General features: G+C 38.3%; 20 protein-coding genes. 8 read left to right on the top strand and 12 right to left on the bottom strand.

Translation table 11 applies throughout. The features are described 5' to 3' along the window. Positions 1-112: 112 nt before the first annotated feature. The 11 genes from rny to rpsT all read right to left on the bottom strand — a co-directional run bounded on the left by rny (position 113) and on the right by rpsT (position 9720). Complete coding sequence (rny, locus tag ACQY77_RS18755; RefSeq protein WP_421940779.1) at positions 113-1684, bottom strand: ribonuclease Y; 1572 nt, start codon at positions 1682-1684, stop codon at positions 113-115. 266 nt (positions 1685-1950) lie between these two features. Next, the gene (locus ACQY77_RS18750) at positions 1951-2241 is read right to left on the bottom strand and encodes a cell division protein ZapA (RefSeq protein WP_421940780.1); all 291 of its coding nucleotides are present in this window, start codon (positions 2239-2241) and stop codon (positions 1951-1953) included. Between the two features lie 35 nt (positions 2242-2276). Next, positions 2277-2567: a hypothetical protein gene (locus ACQY77_RS18745; protein ID WP_421940781.1), complete on the bottom strand. Its 291-nt coding sequence runs from the start codon at positions 2565-2567 to the stop codon at positions 2277-2279. Between the two features lie 31 nt (positions 2568-2598). Beyond that, positions 2599-4998 carry a phenylalanine--tRNA ligase subunit beta gene (pheT, locus tag ACQY77_RS18740; protein ID WP_421940782.1) on the bottom strand — a complete coding sequence of 800 codons (2400 nt, stop codon included), beginning with the start codon at positions 4996-4998 and terminating at the stop codon, positions 2599-2601. Positions 4999-5213: 215 nt separating this feature from the next. Then, complete coding sequence (locus tag ACQY77_RS18735) at positions 5214-5408, bottom strand: hypothetical protein (protein WP_421940783.1); 195 nt, start codon at positions 5406-5408, stop codon at positions 5214-5216. 15 nt (positions 5409-5423) lie between these two features. Beyond that, the gene (locus tag ACQY77_RS18730; protein WP_421940784.1) at positions 5424-5609 is read right to left on the bottom strand and encodes a hypothetical protein; all 186 of its coding nucleotides are present in this window, start codon (positions 5607-5609) and stop codon (positions 5424-5426) included. Positions 5610-5611: 2 nt separating this feature from the next. Beyond that, positions 5612-7006 carry a radical SAM protein gene (locus ACQY77_RS18725; RefSeq protein WP_421940785.1) on the bottom strand — a complete coding sequence of 465 codons (1395 nt, stop codon included), beginning with the start codon at positions 7004-7006 and terminating at the stop codon, positions 5612-5614. Beyond that, positions 6999-7772: a prolipoprotein diacylglyceryl transferase gene (locus ACQY77_RS18720; RefSeq protein ID WP_421940786.1), complete on the bottom strand. Its 774-nt coding sequence runs from the start codon at positions 7770-7772 to the stop codon at positions 6999-7001. Before ACQY77_RS18720 ends, ACQY77_RS18725 begins: the two co-directional genes overlap by 8 nt. Positions 7773-7776: 4 nt before the next feature. After that, positions 7777-8616, bottom strand: coding sequence for an endonuclease/exonuclease/phosphatase family protein (locus ACQY77_RS18715; RefSeq protein WP_421940787.1), 840 nt, complete (start codon positions 8614-8616; stop codon positions 7777-7779). Positions 8617-8693: 77 nt separating this feature from the next. Beyond that, the gene (radC, locus tag ACQY77_RS18710; protein ID WP_421940788.1) at positions 8694-9392 is read right to left on the bottom strand and encodes a RadC family protein; all 699 of its coding nucleotides are present in this window, start codon (positions 9390-9392) and stop codon (positions 8694-8696) included. A gap of 73 nt (positions 9393-9465) precedes the next feature. Beyond that, positions 9466-9720 carry a 30S ribosomal protein S20 gene (gene rpsT, locus ACQY77_RS18705; RefSeq protein WP_090884174.1) on the bottom strand — a complete coding sequence of 85 codons (255 nt, stop codon included), beginning with the start codon at positions 9718-9720 and terminating at the stop codon, positions 9466-9468. A gap of 241 nt (positions 9721-9961) precedes the next feature. Between rpsT and ACQY77_RS18700 the strand changes: the two genes are divergently transcribed. The 7 genes from ACQY77_RS18700 (at position 9962) to rodA (ending at position 18224) form a co-directional block, all read left to right on the top strand. Then, on the top strand, positions 9962-10540 hold the full coding sequence (locus ACQY77_RS18700) for a phosphoribosylglycinamide formyltransferase (protein WP_421940789.1): 579 nt from the start codon (positions 9962-9964) through the stop codon (positions 10538-10540). Positions 10541-10697: 157 nt separating this feature from the next. Next, positions 10698-12224, top strand: a complete 1527-nt coding sequence (purH, locus tag ACQY77_RS18695; protein ID WP_421940790.1) for a bifunctional phosphoribosylaminoimidazolecarboxamide formyltransferase/IMP cyclohydrolase — start codon at positions 10698-10700, stop codon at positions 12222-12224. Between the two features lie 271 nt (positions 12225-12495). After that, complete coding sequence (locus tag ACQY77_RS18690; RefSeq protein WP_090884180.1) at positions 12496-13518, top strand: rod shape-determining protein; 1023 nt, start codon at positions 12496-12498, stop codon at positions 13516-13518. A gap of 81 nt (positions 13519-13599) precedes the next feature. Continuing rightward, positions 13600-14442, top strand: a complete 843-nt coding sequence (gene mreC, locus ACQY77_RS18685; RefSeq protein ID WP_421940791.1) for a rod shape-determining protein MreC — start codon at positions 13600-13602, stop codon at positions 14440-14442. Next, a complete protein-coding gene (locus tag ACQY77_RS18680) occupies positions 14432-14947 on the top strand; it encodes a rod shape-determining protein MreD (protein WP_421940792.1) in 516 nt (171 codons plus the stop codon). Before mreC ends, ACQY77_RS18680 begins: the two co-directional genes overlap by 11 nt. Beyond that, positions 14947-16962 (top strand): penicillin-binding protein 2, encoded by a 2016-nt coding sequence (gene mrdA / locus ACQY77_RS18675; RefSeq protein ID WP_421940793.1) that lies wholly within the window; start codon positions 14947-14949, stop codon positions 16960-16962. The genes ACQY77_RS18680 and mrdA overlap by 1 nt, the downstream gene beginning before the upstream one ends. Beyond that, on the top strand, positions 16959-18224 hold the full coding sequence (gene rodA / locus ACQY77_RS18670; protein WP_428430034.1) for a rod shape-determining protein RodA: 1266 nt from the start codon (positions 16959-16961) through the stop codon (positions 18222-18224). Before mrdA ends, rodA begins: the two co-directional genes overlap by 4 nt. Before the next feature lie 109 nt (positions 18225-18333). On the opposite strand, the gene ACQY77_RS18665 is transcribed toward rodA, so the two are convergent. Further along, positions 18334-19512: a hypothetical protein gene (locus ACQY77_RS18665; protein ID WP_421940794.1), complete on the bottom strand. Its 1179-nt coding sequence runs from the start codon at positions 19510-19512 to the stop codon at positions 18334-18336. Between the two features lie 123 nt (positions 19513-19635). Between ACQY77_RS18665 and ACQY77_RS18660 the strand changes: the two genes are divergently transcribed. Beyond that, entirely contained in the window at positions 19636-20217 is a 582-nt protein-coding gene (locus tag ACQY77_RS18660) for a thymidine kinase (RefSeq protein ID WP_421940795.1), read from the top strand. Positions 20218-20308 lie beyond the last annotated feature (91 nt).

Here is a 20308-nt window from a genome sequence, read left to right as displayed (position 1 = left end):
AAGAATGAAGAACCTAAATATTATACTGTAGAAGTGAATACTTAATAAGTGCCTAAAACAAAAAAGCGATGGAATACATCCATCGCTTTCATTATTTTTAATAAAGATACACCTATTTAGCAAAAGCTACAGAGCGGGTCTCTCTGATTACGGTAACTTTAATCTGACCAGGATAAGTCATTTCGGTTTGAATACGGGTAGATATATCTGCGGCTAATAACTCTGCCTGAGCATCGGTTACACGTTCGCTTTCTACCACTACACGAAGTTCTCTTCCGGCTTGAATGGCGAATGTTTTCTCTACCCCGGGATAAGAAAGGGCCAGTTCTTCTAAATCTTTCAAACGTTTGATGTAACTTTCTACCACTTCCCTACGTGCACCTGGGCGCGCTCCTGAGATTGCATCACAAGCCTGAACGATTGGAGAAATTAATGAAGTCATTTCGATCTCGTCATGATGGGCACCAATGGCATTACAAACCTCTGGGTGTTCTTTATATTTCTCGGCCAGCTGCATACCCAAAATGGCGTGTGGCAATTCAGGATTATCATCCGGAACTTTACCAATATCGTGTAGTAAACCTGCACGTTTGGCTAGCTTGGCATTTAAGCCCAACTCTGCTGCCATGGTAGCACAGAAATTGGCAACCTCACGAGAGTGATGTAATAAATTTTGTCCGTAAGATGAACGGTAGCGCATACGGCCAACCATGCGGATTAGCTCTGGATGCAGACCATGAATACCTAAATCGATAACCGTACGTTCGCCGATTTCGATAATTTCATCTTCAATTTGTTTTTTGGTTTTAGCTACAATTTCTTCAATTCTAGCCGGATGGATACGTCCGTCGGTAACTAAACGGTGCAAAGCTAAACGTGCAATTTCTCTTCTTACCGGATCAAAACCTGAGAGAATGATGGCTTCAGGTGTATCATCAACAATAATTTCAATTCCTGTTGCTGCTTCTAATGCCCTGATGTTTCTACCTTCTCTACCAATTACGCGACCTTTAATTTCATCACTTTCGATATGGAAAATAGATACTGAATTCTCAATAGCGGCTTCTGTAGCCGTACGTTGAATCGTTTGGATCACTACTTTTTTAGCCTCTTTACTTGCGGTAAGTTTAGCTTCATCAACAATATCCTTAACCTGCATCATCGCCTGCGTACGGGCTTCCTGTTTCAGGTTTTCTACCAGCTGATCTTTAGCTTCTTCTGCCGAAAGGCCGGCAATGCTCTCCAGCTGCTTAAGGTGCTGATTTTTTAATACTTCAACTTCATCCTGTTTTTTAACAGCAATATCCGTTTGTTTCTCCAAATTTGCTTTTACCTTATCAAGTTCCTGCTCCTTTTTGTGCAGGTTTTCGGTACGTTGATTAACAGATTGCTCTTTTTGCTTAATGTTATTCTCACGTTGGTTAATGTTATTGTTTTTAGTATTAACCTCTTGTTCGTGTTCGGCTTTTAATTGTAAAAATTTTTCTTTTGCTTCTAAAAGTTTATTCTTTTTTAAGATTTCAGCATTGTTTTCTGCATCTTTTAAAATCTTCTTCACTTTGTTTTGAGCGGCAATTTCCTGTTGTTTTAACAGGTTGCGAAGTAGGAATCTCCCCACCACTATTCCGATACCCAGGCCTGCTATTAAGGCAAATATGTATCCTAATATTTCAACTGTTTCCATTTTGTTTTTTAAGTAAAAAAAAACCGCATCTAATTTTTTAAAGTCTCATCATTTTAAACCTCAACTAAGCATAATTAGGATTTAAGCCATTTTCAGATGTAAAACAAATGAAATACGCCCTCTTAACCCTATAGATATTGAAGTGTTAAGTTTTATAAATTTTGAAACTCAAAAACTAGCTGCGGCTATATTTTTGTGCTAATATATTAAAGTGTTACCCTAGCAAAATTATGCTATGTGATAAAACTTTGAAAGAACGTACCCTTTTATTTTGAAAAGAAATCGTTTAATAAACCATCCAACTCTTCTACTTTATCAGCAACTGCAGTATCCTGGCTTTGCACCTTATTTTCTGTTCTTAAAACAGCCGTTGCATAGTGCAATACAGCCATTGAAAGAAGGTCCTGCTTGTCTCTAACCGCATAATTTTCCTGATAGTCTTTTATGCGTTCATTGATCATTTTTGCTGCCCGTCTCACAATCTCTTCCTCTTCCATATTCACCTTTAAAGGGTAAATGCGGTCGGAAATGGTTATCTTAATCGAGATTTCTCCCATTGTTTAGCTTAGTTTCGATTTTCCACACTACTTATTTATTTCTTCAGCAGTGCGATACTTTTATCTATCTCCCGCACAAAATCGTTAATTTTTTGTTTAATGTCAAGCGATTTTTCGCTTGTTCCCTCAATACTCTTAGCCAATTTAGTTACCCTGAGCTTCTCCTCAAGATCTACATTTTTAACCTTCGATGTATCAAGCGCAACTTTTAACGATTGATTCTCAAGCTTTAATAAATCATTTTCTTCTTGTAAAGCATTACACAACTCTATTAATTGAGCTGTTTTTTGTAGTACTTTATCTAATTGATCTGCAACAGAAGTCATGAATTTATTTCTAAAAATACGAATTAATATTTTATTTCCTAATTTCTGCGCCCGCTTGTTGGGTTAAATTCGACATCAATTTCTGCATTGTGCTCTCAATCTGCTTATCTGTAAGGGTTTGCTCCTCATCTTGCAAAATAAAGTTCAATGCATAAGATTTTTTACCCTCCGGAAGCTTATCTCCTTCGTAAACATCAAATACCCCTACTTCTTTAATCAGTTTTTTATCTGTTTTAAATGCAATGCTTTTTAATGATTCAAAAGTTACATCTTTATCAATGAGTAATGACAAGTCTCTTCTCACCTGAGGATATTTAGAAACTTCTCTATTTACGATTTTGTTCTTTTTTACAATATCCAATAAACCCGCCCAATCAAAATCAGCATAGAAAACCTCTGCATTAACATCAGCCAACTTCCTGTCAGCCTTGCTGGCTGCACCAAAACTTACCAATGCTTTATCTCCTCTAAAATATTTAATTCCATAGGCAAAGTTCTCCTCATTCAAAACATCAGTTTGATAAGTAGTAATGCCTAAACGAGCAATAATTGCATCTACAGCAGCCTTTAAATTATAAAAAGTTACAGGTTTAGTGCTTTGGTTCCATTGCTCGGTTTGTTTAGCTCCGGAAATCAATAACAATAAGCGTGGGCGCTCCACATACTTCTCATTAATTAAGTGATAGGTTTTTCCGAATTCATAAAATTTAACGTCAGCATTTTTACGGTTCTGATTGTAAGCAACGCTTTCTAAAGCTGGCATTAAAAGGCTCTGACGCATTACATTCAAATCGCTACTCAAGGGATTCAAAATAAATACTGCTTCATCAAGGTTCTTAGAATAAGCTGATTTGGTTAATGAATTGCACCAGATTTCTGCATAACCATTGGCTGTAAGCATATCTGCAATCACATTTTGTGTATTTTCTCTATCAGGCCTGTTGGTATAGGACAACGAAGCGTTCACTTTTGTAGGAATCTCGATGTTATTATAACCATAAATACGTAAAACCTCTTCTGTAATATCACATTCACGTGTTACATCCACTTTGTATGATGGTACTCTTAATGCGAGGGTATCAGGGGATGTGTTGGTTGCAGAAATACCTAAAGCTGTAATAATGTGTTTAATTTCGGCTGAAGGAATATTTGCTCCAATCAACTTATTGATATTGGTATAACTCACCTCAAACTCAAATGGTTTAATGTGGCTTGGGTAAATATCTGAAATAGCGGAAGAAATTTCTCCACCTGCCAGTTCCTTAATTAAAATGGCTGCGTATTTTAAAGCTGTAACCGTAATTTCCGGATCTGTTCCCCGTTCAAAACGGAAGGAAGCATCGGTTTTTAAACCATGTCTTTTAGCTGTTTTACGTACCGAAACTGAATTAAAATAAGCACTCTCTAAAAATACATTTTGAGTTTCGGTATCAACACCCGATGTTTTACCACCGAAAACTCCGGCAATACACATGGGTGCGTCTGCACTGCAGATCATTAAATCGTCTGCGCTTAATTTACGTTCTACATCATCAAGGGTAACAAAAGATGTACCTTCTTCCACTTTCTTAACAACTACTTTACCACCGCTAATTTTATCAGCATCAAATGCGTGTAATGGCTGTCCCAATCCATGTAGAACATAGTTGGTAATATCTACAATATTATTTATCGGACGCAGTCCGATAACTTTTAATTTATCTTTTAACCAGTCTGGTGATTCTTTAACGGTTACACCCGAAACGGTTACACTGCTGTAACGAGGGCAGGCTTCCGGGTCTTCTACTATTACAGGGATTACCAGGTTTTCGTTATCAACTTTAAATGAGGCTAAATCTGGCATTTCATATTCGCTTCTGAAATAGGCTGCCAAATCTCTGGCTACGCCTAAATGAGAGGCTGCATCTGCCCTATTGGGGGTAAGGCCGATCTCGAAAACGAAATCATCCTCCATTTGAAAATACTCCTTAGCCAAAATTCCAATCTCCACATCAGCTGGTAGAACCATGATTCCATCATGAGATTTTCCTAAACCAATTTCATCTTCTGCACAAATCATCCCTTTGGAAACTTCGCCCCTGATTTTTGATTCTTTGATCTTGAATGGCTCTCCTTCTAGCGGATAAACGGTTGTACCTACAGTGGCTACAACAACTTTTTGTCCGGCAGCAACATTAGGTGCACCACAAACTATCTGCAGGTTTTCAGGGCCACCAACACTAACTGTTGTTACGCTTAAACGATCAGCATTTGGATGTTGTATACGGGTTAATACTTCGCCAATAACCAAGCCTTCTAAACCACCAAGCACAGGTTGCACTTTTTCTACACTTTCTACCTCTAAACCTATATTAGTCAAAATCAGCGAGAGTTCCTGAGGGGTTTTATCTATTTGAACGAATTGTTTTAACCAGTTATATGATATTTTCATTTGTTGAAAAGTATGACGTATTGAGTAATGAGTACCGAGATTTTTTTGTGTATCAAACTACACTTCCTGCAATACCGTTAAATAATGCGCAAAGATAATATTAATGCCGAAAGGATTAAAGTAAACGTTCTACAAAACGTGATTAATAATTAATTTATGACGCTGTTTGTTCGAATGACAGCAGCAGAACCAATTAGAATTGGCTTGAGCATACTTTAATGCATTCCGCCCAAGTTGGAAAGTATTAATGCACAGGCACCTGCACCGATTACCAATAAGATAACAGATGCAATAACCATCTTGAGCCCCGTTTTAACAGGCTCATTTTTTGCGGCTTTAACAATTATAGTAATAAGGCCAACGATGAAAAGTCCGATAACGGCAAACCAATAGAGACCAAATAATTCCATATTAATTTATTTTAACTACCCATTAGCCAATAATGCGACACATGCTCCAAAGCCGATAATTACCATAATTACTGAGGCTATTACCATTTGAATACCTGGTTTAACAGGCTCATTTCTGGATGATTTAACAATAATCGTAATAATACCTCCAATAAACAGCCCAATAATGGCCAATGCATAAAATATTAAAAGTATAACCATAACTAGTTTAGATTTAATTTCTCTCTAATGGCATCAATTTTATTGTCGCGGTAAAAAATATTCATGGTTTCGAATGGAACGAGCTTATATTTATCGCTTACAATGTGGACACAGGATTTTTTCACAGCCCGGACATCAAAGTCTAATGGGTCCATGAAATTCATAATGATGATCCTGAATAAGTTATCATAACTCAGACTATCTGATTTTACCCTGGGCAGGCAACACATCAACTCGCCAAAAGTATCCTCAGCACAGTCTACCGAAACCCCGGTACTGAATAAATTAAGCATATGTTCTTTTAACTTTTCGTCGTGCTCAAATACAATGGTATTTTTAGAGTTATTTAATAAATCTTCCGGATTAATTAAGTGGGTCATTGGAAATACCTCATCTCCTATTTTTAAAGCATAAGCCATGCATAAGGCATCCGGATTACAGGGTACAGGAATCAAATCCTGCGGTGTAAAAACCGGCGATTGTTCATAAATCTTCCTTCTAACTTCGGTGAGGGTAATCCGACCCTGCTGATCGTTGTAGTCATCATTTCTACCTGCAACTTGTGTGGGCTGAAAGGTTACACCCCTAACGCACTTTTGTTTCAGAGCATAAGCTAAGATATCTCCAATTTCTCCATCATTCAAGCCCTTTTGCAGGGTAACGACGAGGGTTGTAGAAATATTAAATTGATTTAGATGATCTATCGCCTTCTTTCTTACCTCCGTTAAATCCTCTCCCCGAAGTTTGGTTAATACCTCAGTACTAAAACTATCGAACTGGAGGTAGATCTCAAAATCGGGCATGTAGGTGGCCAGTTTTTCTACAAAGTGTATGTCTTTGGCTATCCTGATCCCATTGGTATTTACCATCAGGTGTTTGATGGGTTTAGTTTTGGCTAAATCCAATATTTTAAAAAACTCCGGATGCACAGTAGGCTCTCCTCCTGAAAGTTGCACCACATCCGGTTCCCCTTCGTTTGCCACTACGATATCCATCATGCGCTCAATTTCAGCTAACGTTCTATGCCTGCCATAATTTGGAGAAGACATCGCATAACAGGTAGGGCAAGCCAGGTTACAACGATCGGTTACCTCGATAACTGTTAAACAGGAATGTTGCTCATGATCGGTGCAAAGGCCACAATCGTAAGGACATCCATAATGTGTTTTTGTATTGAACTTAAGGGGGATTTCTGATTGTTTATTATAATTACGAATCTGTTTATAGTATTCCACATCATCCGCAATCATTACTTTACTTGCTCCATGTGTTCTGCAATGCTTAAGCATAAAAACCTTTGCATCCTGAAAAACAATTTTTGCATCGCAAAGCTGTAAGCATTCCGGACAGAGACTTTTAGTGTAATCGTAATATATATAATCTCTTGTGTTAGCCATAATTCAGTGCTTTAGGGTAAAAAATGGTTTGGGCCATCCGGATAATGAATTTATAATAATACAGAAAAATAAACAAAGCCGACCAATGAATACTGCTTAAATTCAGGAACAAGGGGTGATAAGGTTTTAAAAACTCTACTGCAAAACGGAAGAGAAAGTACAAAACCATAAAGAGTTTAAATCGATCTCCATTAATAAGCTCCTTCCTTTTAATTGAAGTAAACAGCATAAAAAGTATTAGGAGGAAAATCATTTCGTAAAGCATAACCGGATGGCGACGAAGCCCATCTCCGAGATCCATTCCCATAAAAAAACCTGTTTCAACGCCATATGTCGGCTCATCTATACCCATAGAAAAACATCCCATACGTCCGATAAACAAAGCTGTTAATATCGGTACTACATAAATATCACCAGAAGCGATGTTAACACCGATAATTTTTTTCATCAGCTCTACCCCGAATAGGCCGCCGAACAATCCACCCACAATGGTTTTACTTTGATAAAGCATTAGAAAACTAAGTTGTCCTAATGCTTCAGGACTTTCGAGTATGGCAATTAAGCGAGAGCCAATTAATGCGCCAAGCATTGCACCAAGCATAATCCAAAGCCTATGTTCATCCGAAATGGGATCGGATATTCCTTTTTTCAAGTAATAATATACCCTGACACCTATGATGAAGGATAGCGTTTCGAACAGATAATGATAATGGTAAGACTGACCAAACAGTTCGAACTTGAAAGGAAACAGATGCGCTGAATTCAAATGATTACTTAATATAAAGTCTTACAAAAACCGGAAGGTGGTCAGAATAATAGCGCTTGTCTTTACTATCAGTTAACACCGCATACTTTTGTACCTGAAATTTTTGATTTACAAAGACATAATCAATCCGGTTTTTAAGATCGCTGTTAAAATCGAAAGCATTAAAAGTGCCATCAGGTCCATATGGAGGTTCCACAGAAATTGCTTTTGAATCTGAAAGAAAGGATTTTATTGTAGCAATGGCTTCAGTTTCGGGGGTTACGTTTAAATCGCCGGTAAAGATTACCGGAAGATTAGGGGCAATTTGTTGAATTTTCTGTTTAAGTAATTTGGCAGATTCAATTCTGGCCTGCACGCCAATGTGATCGTAATGTGTGTTAAAAACGATAAACTCTTTCTTATTTAATTTATCATAAAGCTTTACCCAGCTGCATACCCGGTTCAAGGCTGCATCCCAGCCTTTTGATGGCACATCTGGTGTTTGAGAAAGCCAGAAAGTTCCACCCTCTTTTTTAGTAAATCTATCCTTATCAAAATAAACTGCAGAGAATTCTCCTTTGCGCTTACCATCTTCACGGCCCACACCTATTACATCAAAATTGGAATTTTCGAGTAATGCATCAAATTGCTCTGGTAGCGCTTCCTGCACACAAAGAATGTCGGCATCGTGGAATTTAACTAAAGCCTTTACATTGTCTTTGCGGTTTGGCCAGGCGTTTATCCCATCAGAGGCAACATTTAGGCGGATATTGTAAGTAATTACATTAATAGGTGCTGATTTCTTCTGCGCAAAAACGGGAAGAGCAAAAAGCAAAAGGAAGAATGATAGTTTAATTGTATTCATGTTGATGTCGTTTGATGCGATAATACGGATTTCTTGTTAAATCTGTATTAATATCACACTATTGAGACAAGCTATGATCAGATTCGTTCCTGATCCCGATAACTATAATAATTATTATGTCCGAATATCAGATGATCAGCAATTAAAAGATTGAGCATTTGTCCGGATGTAACCAATGATCGTGTAATTTTATCATCGCTATCACTGGGATTTAAATTACCAGAAGGATGATTATGAGCCAGAACAATGCTTGCCGCATTATGCTCTAATGCTACTTTAAAAATCATTTTGGGATCTGCTACTGTACCGGCCTGCCCACCTTTACTGATGAGGTGTTTACCCATAATACGATTGGAGCGATCGAGCAAAAGTATCCAGAACTCTTCGTGGTTAAGATCAGAGAAGGTATTTTGAAGATAGAGATAAGCATCTCTTGAGGCAGTAACCTTAAGCCTTTCTTCCGCTGGACTTTCTTTACGCCTGAGCCCCAATTCTAAGCCCGCAATAATCGAAATGGCCTTAGCCTCTCCTATTCCTTTAAATTTAGAGAGTTCCTGTATAGAGGCCTTACCCAGCTTGGCCAGATCGTTTTCGTAAAAGAGCAGGATTCTTTTACTCAAATCCACGGCAGTTTCTATTTTATTCCCCGATCCAATTAAAATAGCAATCAATTCAGCATCCGTTAGGTGCCTGCGGCCATTTTGTACTAACTTTTCCCGTGGGCGATCCTCTTCAGCCCAAAGCTTTATTCCTAGTTTTTGCTCGTATGCGCTCATTTTTTTTACAAAATAAAAAGGCATCCCAACTTTTGGTTGGGATGCCTTCTACTAATATCGTAAAAAAATTAGCTTATTTTAAACCGTTAACGAATTTCGTTAATTTAGATTTATTGTTAGCTGCTTTGTTTTTGTGAATAACATTCTTTTTAGCTAAACGATCTAGCATAGAAATTACTTTAGGCAATAATTCTGAAGCAGAATTTTTATCTTCAGCTGCACGTAATCTTTTGATGAAAGTACGAGTAGTTTTTGCCTGATACCTGTTACGTAAACGTTTTGTAGCGTTTGCTCTAATTCTTTTTAATGAAGATTTATGATTTGCCATTTTTATTAGCCTTTATTTTTCTTTTAATCGTTTCCTATAATTCGGGTTGCAAATATAGGACTAATGTTTTTAATTTACAAAACACTTTCAACTTTTTTTCCACAAAAAATAAAAGTGCTTCAGAAGCCGTAAAAGTACGTTTTAATTACCACATTAATAAATGGCAGAGAAATTAATAAAAACCGATTTTGTATTACAACTAAAACATTAAAATACTATTTTTGGGGAAAACGATTTTTGAGTGAAAAAACGAATAGCCATTTTTGCTTCTGGCTCTGGGTCTAATGCCCAAAAGCTAATGGAGCATTTTAAACGAAGTAACGACATCGAAATCTCTTTGGTTTTAACGAATAACGCGGAAGCCTATGTGCTTCAAAGGGCTGACAACTTTGAAATTCCGAGTCACGTTTTTGATAAGCATGAGTTTTATAAAACAGACGAAGTTATCGATTTACTTAAAAATCTTGATATCGATTTTATAGTGCTGGCAGGCTTCTTATGGCTTGTTCCTCAAAATTTAATTCAGGCCTATCCTGGCCGAATAGTCAATATACATCCTGCCATTTTACCTAAATTTGGCGGCAAAGGCATGTATGGCGATTATGTACATCATGCGGTAATGGCAGCAGGCGAACCTGAGGGTGGAATCACCATCCACTATGTTGATGAAAACTATGATGAGGGAGAATATATTTACCAGGCCAGGTATAAAATCGATAAATCCGACAACCTGGAAATGGTAAAATTTAAAGGGCAGCAATTAGAACACCTGCATTACCCAAGAATTGTAGAAAGTTTAGTCAAAAAAATAAAGAAATAAAGCTCTTAATGCATACATATTAAGCGAATTACAGTTTATTATCTCTTGATAACAGCCCCTTGACATTAAAATCATTAAAAAAAATTAATATTGAGGGGCTTTCCATTTCAAAAACCATCCTGTTTTACTACCTTTGCGGCTCAAAATTTCGAGTAGAATGAGTCAATCCATTAAAATCAAAAACGCTTTAATTTCAGTATATTATAAAGATGGTTTAGCGCCATTGGTAAAATTGTTAGCCGCTCAGGGCGTGCAGTTGTTTTCCACAGGTGGAACTGAACAATTTATCAAAGATTTAGATCTCCCGGTTACGGCTGTTGAAGATTTAACGGGCTATCCCTCTATTTTAGGTGGAAGGGTTAAAACCTTACATCCAAAAGTTTTTGGTGGAATTCTAAACCGCAGAGGTTTGGAAGGTGATCAACAACAAATTGCCGAATACGAGATTCCGGAGATTGACTTAGTAATTGTAGATTTATATCCTTTTGAAGAAACAGTAAAAGCCGGCGGAACCCCTGAAGAAATTATTGAAAAAATTGATATCGGTGGTATTTCTTTAATCCGTGCTGCAGCTAAAAACTTCAACGATGTTGTAATCATTGCTTCTAAAAATGATTACCCAACCTTACAAGCCCAGTTAGAAGAGCAAAATGGTGAAACCACTTTAGCACAACGTAAAGCCTTTGCTAAAAAAGCTTTCCATACTTCTTCTCACTATGATACTGCAATTTTTAACTACTTTAATACAGAAGAACCGCTTGATGTATTCAAGCAAAGTGTTACTGAGGCTAAAACTTTACGTTACGGAGAAAACCCGCATCAGGGAGGTGTATTTTATGGCGACTTAGATGCCATGTTTACCAAATTAAATGGAAAAGAACTTTCTTACAATAATTTAGTAGATGTTGATGCAGCTGTAGCGCTTATTGATGAGTTCGAAGAACCTACTTTCGCTATCTTAAAACATACTAATGCATGCGGCGTGGCTTCTCGTGCCACAGTTAAGCAAGCCTGGATTGATGCTTTAGCCTGTGATCCTGTTTCTGCTTTCGGTGGTGTTTTAATTACTAACCGCGAAGTTGACCTGGCAACCGCTGAAGAAATTAACAACCTATTCTTTGAAGTGTTAATTGCTCCATCATATCAGCCTGAAGCTGTTGAATTGTTCAGCAAAAAGAAAAACCGCGTAATTTTAAAACGCAATGAAGTTGAATTGAGCAAAAAACAATTTAAAACTTTATTGAACGGTGTAATTGAGCAGGATAAGGATTTAATTATCGAAGGTCCAGAGCAAATGACTACTGTAACGGATAAAGCACCTACCGCTCAGGAGTTAAAAGATTTATATTTCGCTAATAAAATTGTTAAACACACTAAATCTAATACCATTGTTTTGGTTAAAGATGATGTATTAATTGCCAGCGGTGTTGGACAAACTTCACGTGTGGATGCTTTAAGGCAAGCAATTGAAAAAGCTGCTTCTTTTGGTTTTAGTGTTCAGGGTGCTGCAATGGCTTCTGATGCATTCTTCCCTTTCCCTGATTGTGTAGAGATTGCTGCTGATGCAGGAATAGTTGCTGTATTGCAACCAGGTGGTTCTATCAAAGATGCTGATTCTGTGGCGAAAGCAAATGAAAAAGGTATTGCGATGGTTACTACTGGTGTAAGACACTTTAAACACTAATAAAGGTTTAAGATAGAAGGCGTAGGGAGTTGAGAGTTCAAAGTTGAGAGTTCAAAGTTGAAAGTTTAAAGTTTAAAGTTAGGTTTAGGCGAACGAACGACCAATAACGAGACAAAAAAACGAAATACGCCAGGGTTTTCATTTTCTGAATATTTTAATTGCCTTAAAAACAATTTAATGACTAAAGAAAATAAAAGTTAATACAATAAAAAAGCTATTTTTACATTAGGAATAGTATAGTTTTAAACTAAAACAAAGAAACATACCTTACATGGGATTATTCAATTGGTTTACGCAAGAAGTTGCCATCGATTTAGGCACAGCGAACACCCTAATTATACATAACGATAAAGTAGTAGTTGATGAACCTTCGATTGTTGCTTTTGATCGCACTACAAATAAAGTAATTGCCATCGGTCGTCAGGCGATGCAGATGGAAGGTAAAACCCACGATAATATTAAAACTGTTCGTCCATTAAAGGATGGTGTAATTGCCGATTTTAACGCTGCTGAAGCGATGATTAAAGGTATGATCCGTATGCTAAATGGCGGTAAGGGATGGATGTTCCCTTCGTTACGTATGGTTATCTGTATTCCTTCAGGTATTACAGAGGTAGAAAAACGTGCGGTACGCGATTCGGCAGAGATTGCCGGCGCAAAAGAAGTGTACCTCATCCATGAGCCTATGGCTGCTGCTGTAGGTATTGGTATTGATGTGGAGGAACCTATGGGTAACATGATCATCGATATCGGTGGTGGAACAACAGAAATTGCGGTTATCGCTTTATCTGGTATTGTTTGTGATCAATCTATTCGTGTTGCCGGAGATAACTTCGACTCTGATATTGTAAACTACATTCGCCGTCAACATAATATCATGATTGGTGATCGTACAGCAGAAAAGATCAAAATTGAAGTAGGTGCAGCACTTCCAGAATTACAGGATGCTCCTGGAGATTTTGCAGTTCAGGGTCGTGACTTGATGACAGGTGTACCAAAACAAATTACAGTTTCCTACACTGAAATTGCGCATTGTTTAGATAAATCAATTTCGAAAATTGAGGAAGCGATATTAAAAGCTTTAGAGATTACGCCACCAGAACTTTCTGCTGATATTTACCAGACCGGTATTTATTTAACAGGTGGAGGGGCTTTATTGAGAGGCTTGGATAAACGTGTTGCTGCTAAAACCAAATTACCGGTTCACGTTGCTGAAGATCCATTACGTGCCGTTGTTCGCGGTACCGGTATCGCCCTTAAAAATATCGGCGGGTATAAATTTTTAATGCAATAACCTTATAGTTTTGAGTTTGGGGTTTTGACTTGCGAGTAACCAGTCAAAACTCCAAACTTTAACTCTCAACTCCCAACTCAAATGCGTAACCTTTGGATTTTCATCAGCAGATACAACGCATTTTTCTTGTTTATTATCTTTTTTACCATTGGCGTTTACCTAACGGTAAAGAACAATGCCTATCAGCGCAGTGTTACGTTAAACTCTACAAATGAAGTAGTGGGAAGTGCCTATGAACGTTTAAATGTTTTTAAAAGGTATTTAAATCTGGGCATGGTAAATGACAGCCTGGCCGCTGAAAATGCCAAGCTTAAAACACAAATTTTAGCCTTAACCACTATTGATACGGCAAAAGATGTTAAAGTTATCGACACGGTAACCAGGCAACAATATACCTACCTGCCCGCCAAGGTGATTAAAAACTCCATTACGCTCAGAAATAATATCATAACCGTTAACAAAGGTAGCCTGGATGGACTTGAGAGTGGCATGGCTGTAATTGCACCCCAAAAAGGTGTTGTGGGCTTTATCCGTGATGTATCGGCACATTTAGCAACCATTCAGTCGCTTTTACATAAAGACGCCAGAATTAGTGTGACATTAAAAAAGAATCATGCCCTGGGTTCCCTTGTTTGGGGCGAAGGAAATTTCGACATTAAGAAAGCCTTTATTAAAGAAGTGCCGAATCACATTAAGATGTCAATTGGTGATACGGTAATTACATCTGGTTATGGATCATTCCCTGCCGGAATCCTGGTTGGAAAAATCAGTAAAACAAATGTTGCAACAAACGACAATTTCTTATCGGCAGAACTTAATCTTTTTACCGATTTTAGTACCTTACAGTATGTATATGTAGTGAAAGATAAATTAGCGACAGAACAAAAGAACCTTGAAAATGTAGCCAAAACGAATGAACAGTAGAATATTAATCGTAAATGTGATCCGTTGGTTTATCTTACTTTTTGTGCAGATTTTTTTGCTCAAAAACATGGGATTTTACGACTTGTCTACACCATTCATTTATGTACTTTTCTTGTTGCTGTTGCCCTTCGGCATGCCCAATATCTTGCTTTATTTGCTGGCATTTGGTACAGGCCTAACACTCGATGCATTTTACGATACGATGGGCGTACACGCTACTGCCTGCGTGGTACTGGCATTTGTCAGAATTGCTTTTATTTCCATTAGTTTAAACCGGGACGCTATTGACGATCCCGAACCCTCATTAAGCTATATGGGCTTTCAGTGGTTTGCACTTTATGCATTTTTATGTGTTTTAGCACACCATTTGGTTCTTTTCTTCTTAGAAACATTCAGGTTGTCCGAAATTGGTTATACCTTAATGAGATGCGGCTTAAGTTGTATCTTTACGCTACTTCTTATTTTATTGGTGGAGTTTATATTCTATAGGAGAACGGCACGCTAATGGATCAATTATTTAACCGAAAATATACCGTACAAGGATTATTCATTGTGGTTGCCCTCATTTTACTGGGCAAGTTGTTTTACATACAGATTGTGAGTGATAAATATTTTCTCTCGGCAGAAAGTAACGTACTCCGCAAAATTTACAAATATCCCGCCCGGGGAGCTATCTTAGATCGCAACATGAAGGTTATCGTTCAAAACGAACCCGTTTACGATTTAATGGTTATCCCCAATGAAGTAAAACCTTTTGACACTTTAGCCCTGGCCAAAGCACTCGATATAACACCAGAGGATGTGCGCAAAAATTTACGCAAAGCGAGAGGGAAATCAACTTATCAATCTACCCCCTTTTTAAAGCAAATTTCAGTTCAGAGTTATGCCCGTCTGCAGGAGATTATGTACCGCTTCCCTGGGTTTAGAACACAGGACAGAACAGTGCGTCATTACCCTGATAGTGTTGCCGGACAGTTATTCGGCTATGTAAGGGAGGTTAGTGATGATGATATCGAAAAATCTGAAGGGTATTACAAACCAGGAGATTATAAAGGCAAAAGCGGCCTGGAACGTTCTTACGAAGAAGTTTTACGCGGCGAACGTGGTGTAATTAATACTGTTTACGATGCCAGAAACACCCCACAAGGAAGCTATGCCGATGGAAAATACGACATTAACGCCGTTTCTGGCGAACGTTTGATTTCTGGTATTGACATTCAAATCCAAAAACTGGGTGAAGAACTCATGATGAACAAAGTGGGGGCTATTGTTGCAATCGAGCCTTCATCAGGTGAAATACTGGCGATGGTGAGTAGTCCGGGTTATGATCCTAACCTCCTGGTTGGCCGCGACCAGGGGAACAACTATATGGATTTAATTGGTAATCCTTATCGCCCTTCCTTAGTTAGGCCCATTCAGGGGTATTATCCTCCGGGATCATCCTTTAAACCCATTGATGCCTTAATTGGCTTACAAGAAGGTGTAATTGATCCAAATACTCCTTTCTTTTGCCCTGGGTATTATATGGCCGGTAACCACAAGGTAAAATGTGAACACGTAGATGGGAGCATCGGTATGCGTATGGGGATTGCCAGAAGTTGTAATACCTATTTTTGTAATGTTTTTCAAAGACTCATTACCAAAAACGGAATGAAGAACCAAAGGCAAACTTACCAGGAATGGAGAGATAAAATTGCCAAATTTGGTTTTGGAACCAAATTGGAAGTGGATTTACCATTCGAGCGTAAGGGGTATTTTTATAATGCCGATCATTATGATAAGATTTATGGTAAGCGATGGGGATATACGACTGTAATTTCTCAGGCTATCGGACAGGGAGAGATCACCGCTACCCCACTTCAAATTGCCAATGCCATGGCCATTATCGCTAACAGAGGATATTATATTAAGCCTCACCTGATTAAAGCCATGGGCGATAAAAACCTGATCAAAAAGGGTTATGTAGCGAAAAACTTCGTAGGTATTGATGCCAAACACTTCGAACCTGTAATAGATGGTATGCAGGATTGCGTAAACGCCTCCTGGGGAACAGCTACGCTTTCACGAATCCCAGATATTATACTTTGTGGTAAAACAGGGACGGTACAGAATCCGCACGGAAAAAATCACTCTGTGTTTATTGGTTTTGCTCCACGCGATAATCCGAAAATTGCCATAGCAGTAATTGTAGAAAATGCAGGTTATGGAAGTACATATGCCGCCCCTATCGCCAGCTACATGGTAGAAAAATACATTAAAAGAAATATAAGTGGCGCAAGGGCATCACAGGTAGAGTGGATGAAAAGTCAGAATTTGCTTCCTGCACTGATTGATAAGACTAAAAAACTGAAGCTAACCAAAGCGGATAGTTTAATTATCAAGAAAACAGATTCACTAAAGAGATTAAAGGATAGTTTAAAAACAAAGGCAGCAACTTTGAAAAGCACTTCATTAACTAAACCCAATGTGCTTAAAGCGCCGGATTTAAGTGCAGTTAAAACCGAAATTCAAAAACAATGATGCAACAGCAAGGCAATCGGTTCTTTTTTAATGTGGATTGGATTACGGTACTCCTTTACATTGCTTTGTGCGCTGTGGGTTTCACCAATATTTACGCGTCTATTTATAACCCTGATAAGGCAGGCGTATTCGATTTTACCAGTAGTTACGGTAAGCAATTCATCTATATCATTACGGGATTAATTTTAGGCTTATCAATCTTGTTATTTGACGGGAGACTTTTCAATGTTTTTGCACCATTTATCTATGGTATAACCTTATTACTCTTAGTAGTTGTGTTATTTGTTGGTCGAAATGTAGGTGGTAACCAGGCCTGGATCCCCATCGGATCATTTAGGCTACAACCTTCAGAGTTTGCCAAATTTGGCACAGCGCTGTTATTAGCAAGATATGTAAGTACTTTTAACCCCAAATTCAGAGACCTGAAATCCATACTCATCGCTGCTGCAATAGTAATTGCCCCTTTAATGTTGATTATGCTTCAGCCTGATACAGGTTCTGCTTTGGTATTCTTAGCATTTATGTTTCCCCTATACCGCGAAGGTTTGTCGGGTTATTTTTTGTTGATTTTTTTAGGCATGATTGCCTTGTTTATTGCTGATTTCCTGGTACCCACGTATATCCTCATCATTATTTTAATCAGTATTGGTGGGTTATTTATTTATGCAAATAAACGAAAACAGAAGCTCATCATTACTACCGTACTGGTTACATTTATTGCAATTGCTTATCTTTTTGTGGTTAAAATTGCCTATGAGAAAGTACTGCAACCCCATCAACGCAGCCGAATTGAATTAATGCTGGGGCTAAAAACCGACAATAAGGGCGCGGGTTATAATGTAATCCAGTCACAAATCGCAATTGGCTCTGGTCAGGCTACTGGACGTGGCTTTTTACAGGGAACTCAAACTAAATATGGCTATGTACCTGAGCAAAGCACTGATTTTATCTTTTCTACTATAGGTGAGGAATGGGGGTTTGCCGGCTGTTCGGTTGTTATTGGCTTATACATGTTCCTGCTCTTACGACTGGTAAACTTAGCAGAACGCCAACGCTCTACCTTCTCTCGTGTGTATGGGTATAGTGTGGCTTGTATTCTTTTCTTTCACGTATTCATCAACATCGGGATGACCATCGGGATTATCCCCGTAATCGGGATTCCACTGCCACTAATCAGTTATGGTGGCTCTTCTCTCTGGAGCTTTACCATTTTGCTGTTTATTTTCCTGAAACTGGATTCGAACAGAATGGGCTTTATATAGGTTTGGTGAGGTGGTTAATTATTTAACTGTTTAACTGTTTAAATACTTAACTGTTGAATTGTTGAACTGAACTGCCAACCGAAAACTGGCAACTGAAAACTGAAGGCCGCTATTTAGCAAACCTTCTGTTCAAAACCTCATAAAACTGATCTACAGTAGATTGCTTATTCGCCCAGTTATTTTTAGCAGCATAATTACTTTGCAAGAAACTATCTGCAGCTTCGAAGCTGGTCATTTTATTGATGATATCAATTGCTTCCGAATAAGCCAGATTATAGCCATTAAACAGGTCTTTAATAAACAATAGTTTTTCATTCAAATTGATGGCCTGTTTCAAATCCGCAATAGGTGCTTTAACGGTTTCCTGAGGTGCATTACTTTTCGCGAGCAGATCATTAAGTGTAGGCACAGCTTTTGTTTCGATAGGGGCAGCTACTGGTTTTACGGGAATTGCCTGTGGTGTAAAAACAGGTCTTTCTTCTACCGGAGGAGAGATAATCGGCTCATCCATATTAACGCCCTTTAAAGCTTCAATGGGTTCAGACAATTTTTCTATTTCTGCTTCTTCCTCTATCTGAGCTGCAACAACTGTATCTGGCTCTTCCTCTTCCACCTGTGGAATCAAAAATGGATCCGGCCCTATCTCATCGTCTTCATTTACCGGAACTTCCTGCTGAACTTCTACCTGCTGTGATTCCCTTTCCTGGATTCTCTTTTTCTGTAACAAAATCTCTTCTTCTTCCTTACTCAGCTTACGGTCGAAGATTTCCTCCACAGGCTTGGCTTCGTAATCAAACTGATCACTTTCACTGTGGTTCCCCAAAACAAATTCAAAAGAATGATCTTCCTGATCCGGTTTAAAAAAGTCTTTATTTAAAACCGCATCGGCTGTTTCTTCATGAATCTGCTGTTCTTCTAAAGCTTCCTGCTCGGGTTTAATATCTACACGCTCTTCTTCTTCCTCAGCAGTAGCAATTTCCTCTAATTCGGATAATATATTTTGCTCTTCTGCAAGAGTGGGTGTAGGGTGTTTCTCGGCCAGAATCTCTTCTGCTATGGTTGGTGCCTGGACTATGGCCGTCGGATGTTCAACAGCAGCTTCTTTATTTTGCGTATTTAACTTTTTAACGATGTGGACATGATCAGAAAGAAAATTGGCATTAGCGAGGAAAAGTTCTACCTCTAAATCATTCAATTGTTGAGGGTTTTGAGCTAAAAAATGGTACTGTTCATTTAATTCTGCTAAAATGTGGCCTATCTTTTTGAAAATATCTTGCTGGTTCATCATAAATTATAAACGAATTTTTGATCGATTTATGTTGGTAACTATGTATTCAAAAATAACACATAATTCTCATATTTGTTCGGTTTAAAATTTATAGAAATTACGTAGGGCAACAAACGAACGGGAATGTTATTTAGCGAACAAAATTTTAGAAGAAGGGGTGAATTTTCTGGAAGCATAGAAGTAGTGTGCGGATCCATGTTCTCTGGTAAAACCGAAGAGTTGATCAGAAGATTGAAAAGAGCCCAAATAGCTAAATTAAACGTTGAGATCTTTAAGCCCAGAACAGATACCCGGTATCATGAATCTGCTGTAGTTTCCCATGATTTAAATTCCATATCATCTACACCTGTGGATAGCTCTTCTGCTATATTATTATTAGGAACCAATACACAGGTTGTGGGCATTGATGAAGCGCAGTTCTTTGATAACGAACTGCCCGATGTTTGTAACAAACTTGCTTTGAGGGGGATTCGTGTAATCGTTGCAGGTTTAGATATGGATTTCACCGGCAAGCCTTTCGGCCCAATGCCTGCCTTAATGGCCATCGCCGAGCATGTGACTAAAGTGAATGCCGTTTGCGTATGTTGCGGAAACCCGGCGCTTTACAGCTACCGCACTGTAGCCAATGAATCTACCGTGCTTTTGGGTGAAAAAGAAAGTTATGAGCCCAGGTGCAGGGCCTGTTATAATGTGGGTAAAGGATAAGTATGCTGGTGATCAGGTGAATTGTTTAATCGGTTAGTTGCCTAATTGCTTATTGTTGAATTGCTTAATTGTTGAACTGAAAACTGCCAAC

The organism is Pedobacter sp. (assembly GCF_965279535.1).
Classification (GTDB): domain Bacteria; phylum Bacteroidota; class Bacteroidia; order Sphingobacteriales; family Sphingobacteriaceae; genus Pedobacter.
The sequence above is the reverse complement of the archived record's forward strand: the minus strand, read 5'-3'. Positions and strand labels throughout refer to the sequence as shown.

Bases quoted from the DNA above. Each gene is read 5' to 3' on its own strand.
- pheT (WP_421940782.1), bottom strand. From the start codon at position 4,998: ATGAAAATATCATATAACTGGTTAAAACAATTCGTTCAAATAGATAAA.
- rodA (WP_428430034.1), top strand. From the start codon at position 16,959: ATGATGCAACAGCAAGGCAATCGGTTCTTTTTTAATGTGGATTGGATT.
- ACQY77_RS18660 (WP_421940795.1), top strand. From the start codon at position 19,636: ATGTTATTTAGCGAACAAAATTTTAGAAGAAGGGGTGAATTTTCTGGA.
- ACQY77_RS18750 (WP_421940780.1), bottom strand. From the start codon at position 2,241: ATGGGAGAAATCTCGATTAAGATAACCATTTCCGACCGCATTTACCCT.
- ACQY77_RS18735 (WP_421940783.1), bottom strand. From the start codon at position 5,408: ATGGAATTATTTGGTCTCTATTGGTTTGCCGTTATCGGACTTTTCATC.
- rny (WP_421940779.1), bottom strand. From the start codon at position 1,684: ATGGAAACAGTTGAAATATTAGGATACATATTTGCCTTAATAGCAGGC.
- ACQY77_RS18715 (WP_421940787.1), bottom strand. From the start codon at position 8,616: ATGAATACAATTAAACTATCATTCTTCCTTTTGCTTTTTGCTCTTCCC.
- ACQY77_RS18680 (WP_421940792.1), top strand. From the start codon at position 14,432: ATGAACAGTAGAATATTAATCGTAAATGTGATCCGTTGGTTTATCTTA.
- purH (WP_421940790.1), top strand. From the start codon at position 10,698: ATGAGTCAATCCATTAAAATCAAAAACGCTTTAATTTCAGTATATTAT.
- ACQY77_RS18745 (WP_421940781.1), bottom strand. From the start codon at position 2,567: ATGACTTCTGTTGCAGATCAATTAGATAAAGTACTACAAAAAACAGCT.
- ACQY77_RS18690 (WP_090884180.1), top strand. From the start codon at position 12,496: ATGGGATTATTCAATTGGTTTACGCAAGAAGTTGCCATCGATTTAGGC.
- ACQY77_RS18725 (WP_421940785.1), bottom strand. From the start codon at position 7,006: ATGGCTAACACAAGAGATTATATATATTACGATTACACTAAAAGTCTC.
- ACQY77_RS18665 (WP_421940794.1), bottom strand. From the start codon at position 19,512: ATGATGAACCAGCAAGATATTTTCAAAAAGATAGGCCACATTTTAGCA.
- mrdA (WP_421940793.1), top strand. From the start codon at position 14,947: ATGGATCAATTATTTAACCGAAAATATACCGTACAAGGATTATTCATT.
- rpsT (WP_090884174.1), bottom strand. From the start codon at position 9,720: ATGGCAAATCATAAATCTTCATTAAAAAGAATTAGAGCAAACGCTACA.
- mreC (WP_421940791.1), top strand. From the start codon at position 13,600: ATGCGTAACCTTTGGATTTTCATCAGCAGATACAACGCATTTTTCTTG.
- radC (WP_421940788.1), bottom strand. From the start codon at position 9,392: ATGAGCGCATACGAGCAAAAACTAGGAATAAAGCTTTGGGCTGAAGAG.
- ACQY77_RS18730 (WP_421940784.1), bottom strand. From the start codon at position 5,609: ATGGTTATACTTTTAATATTTTATGCATTGGCCATTATTGGGCTGTTT.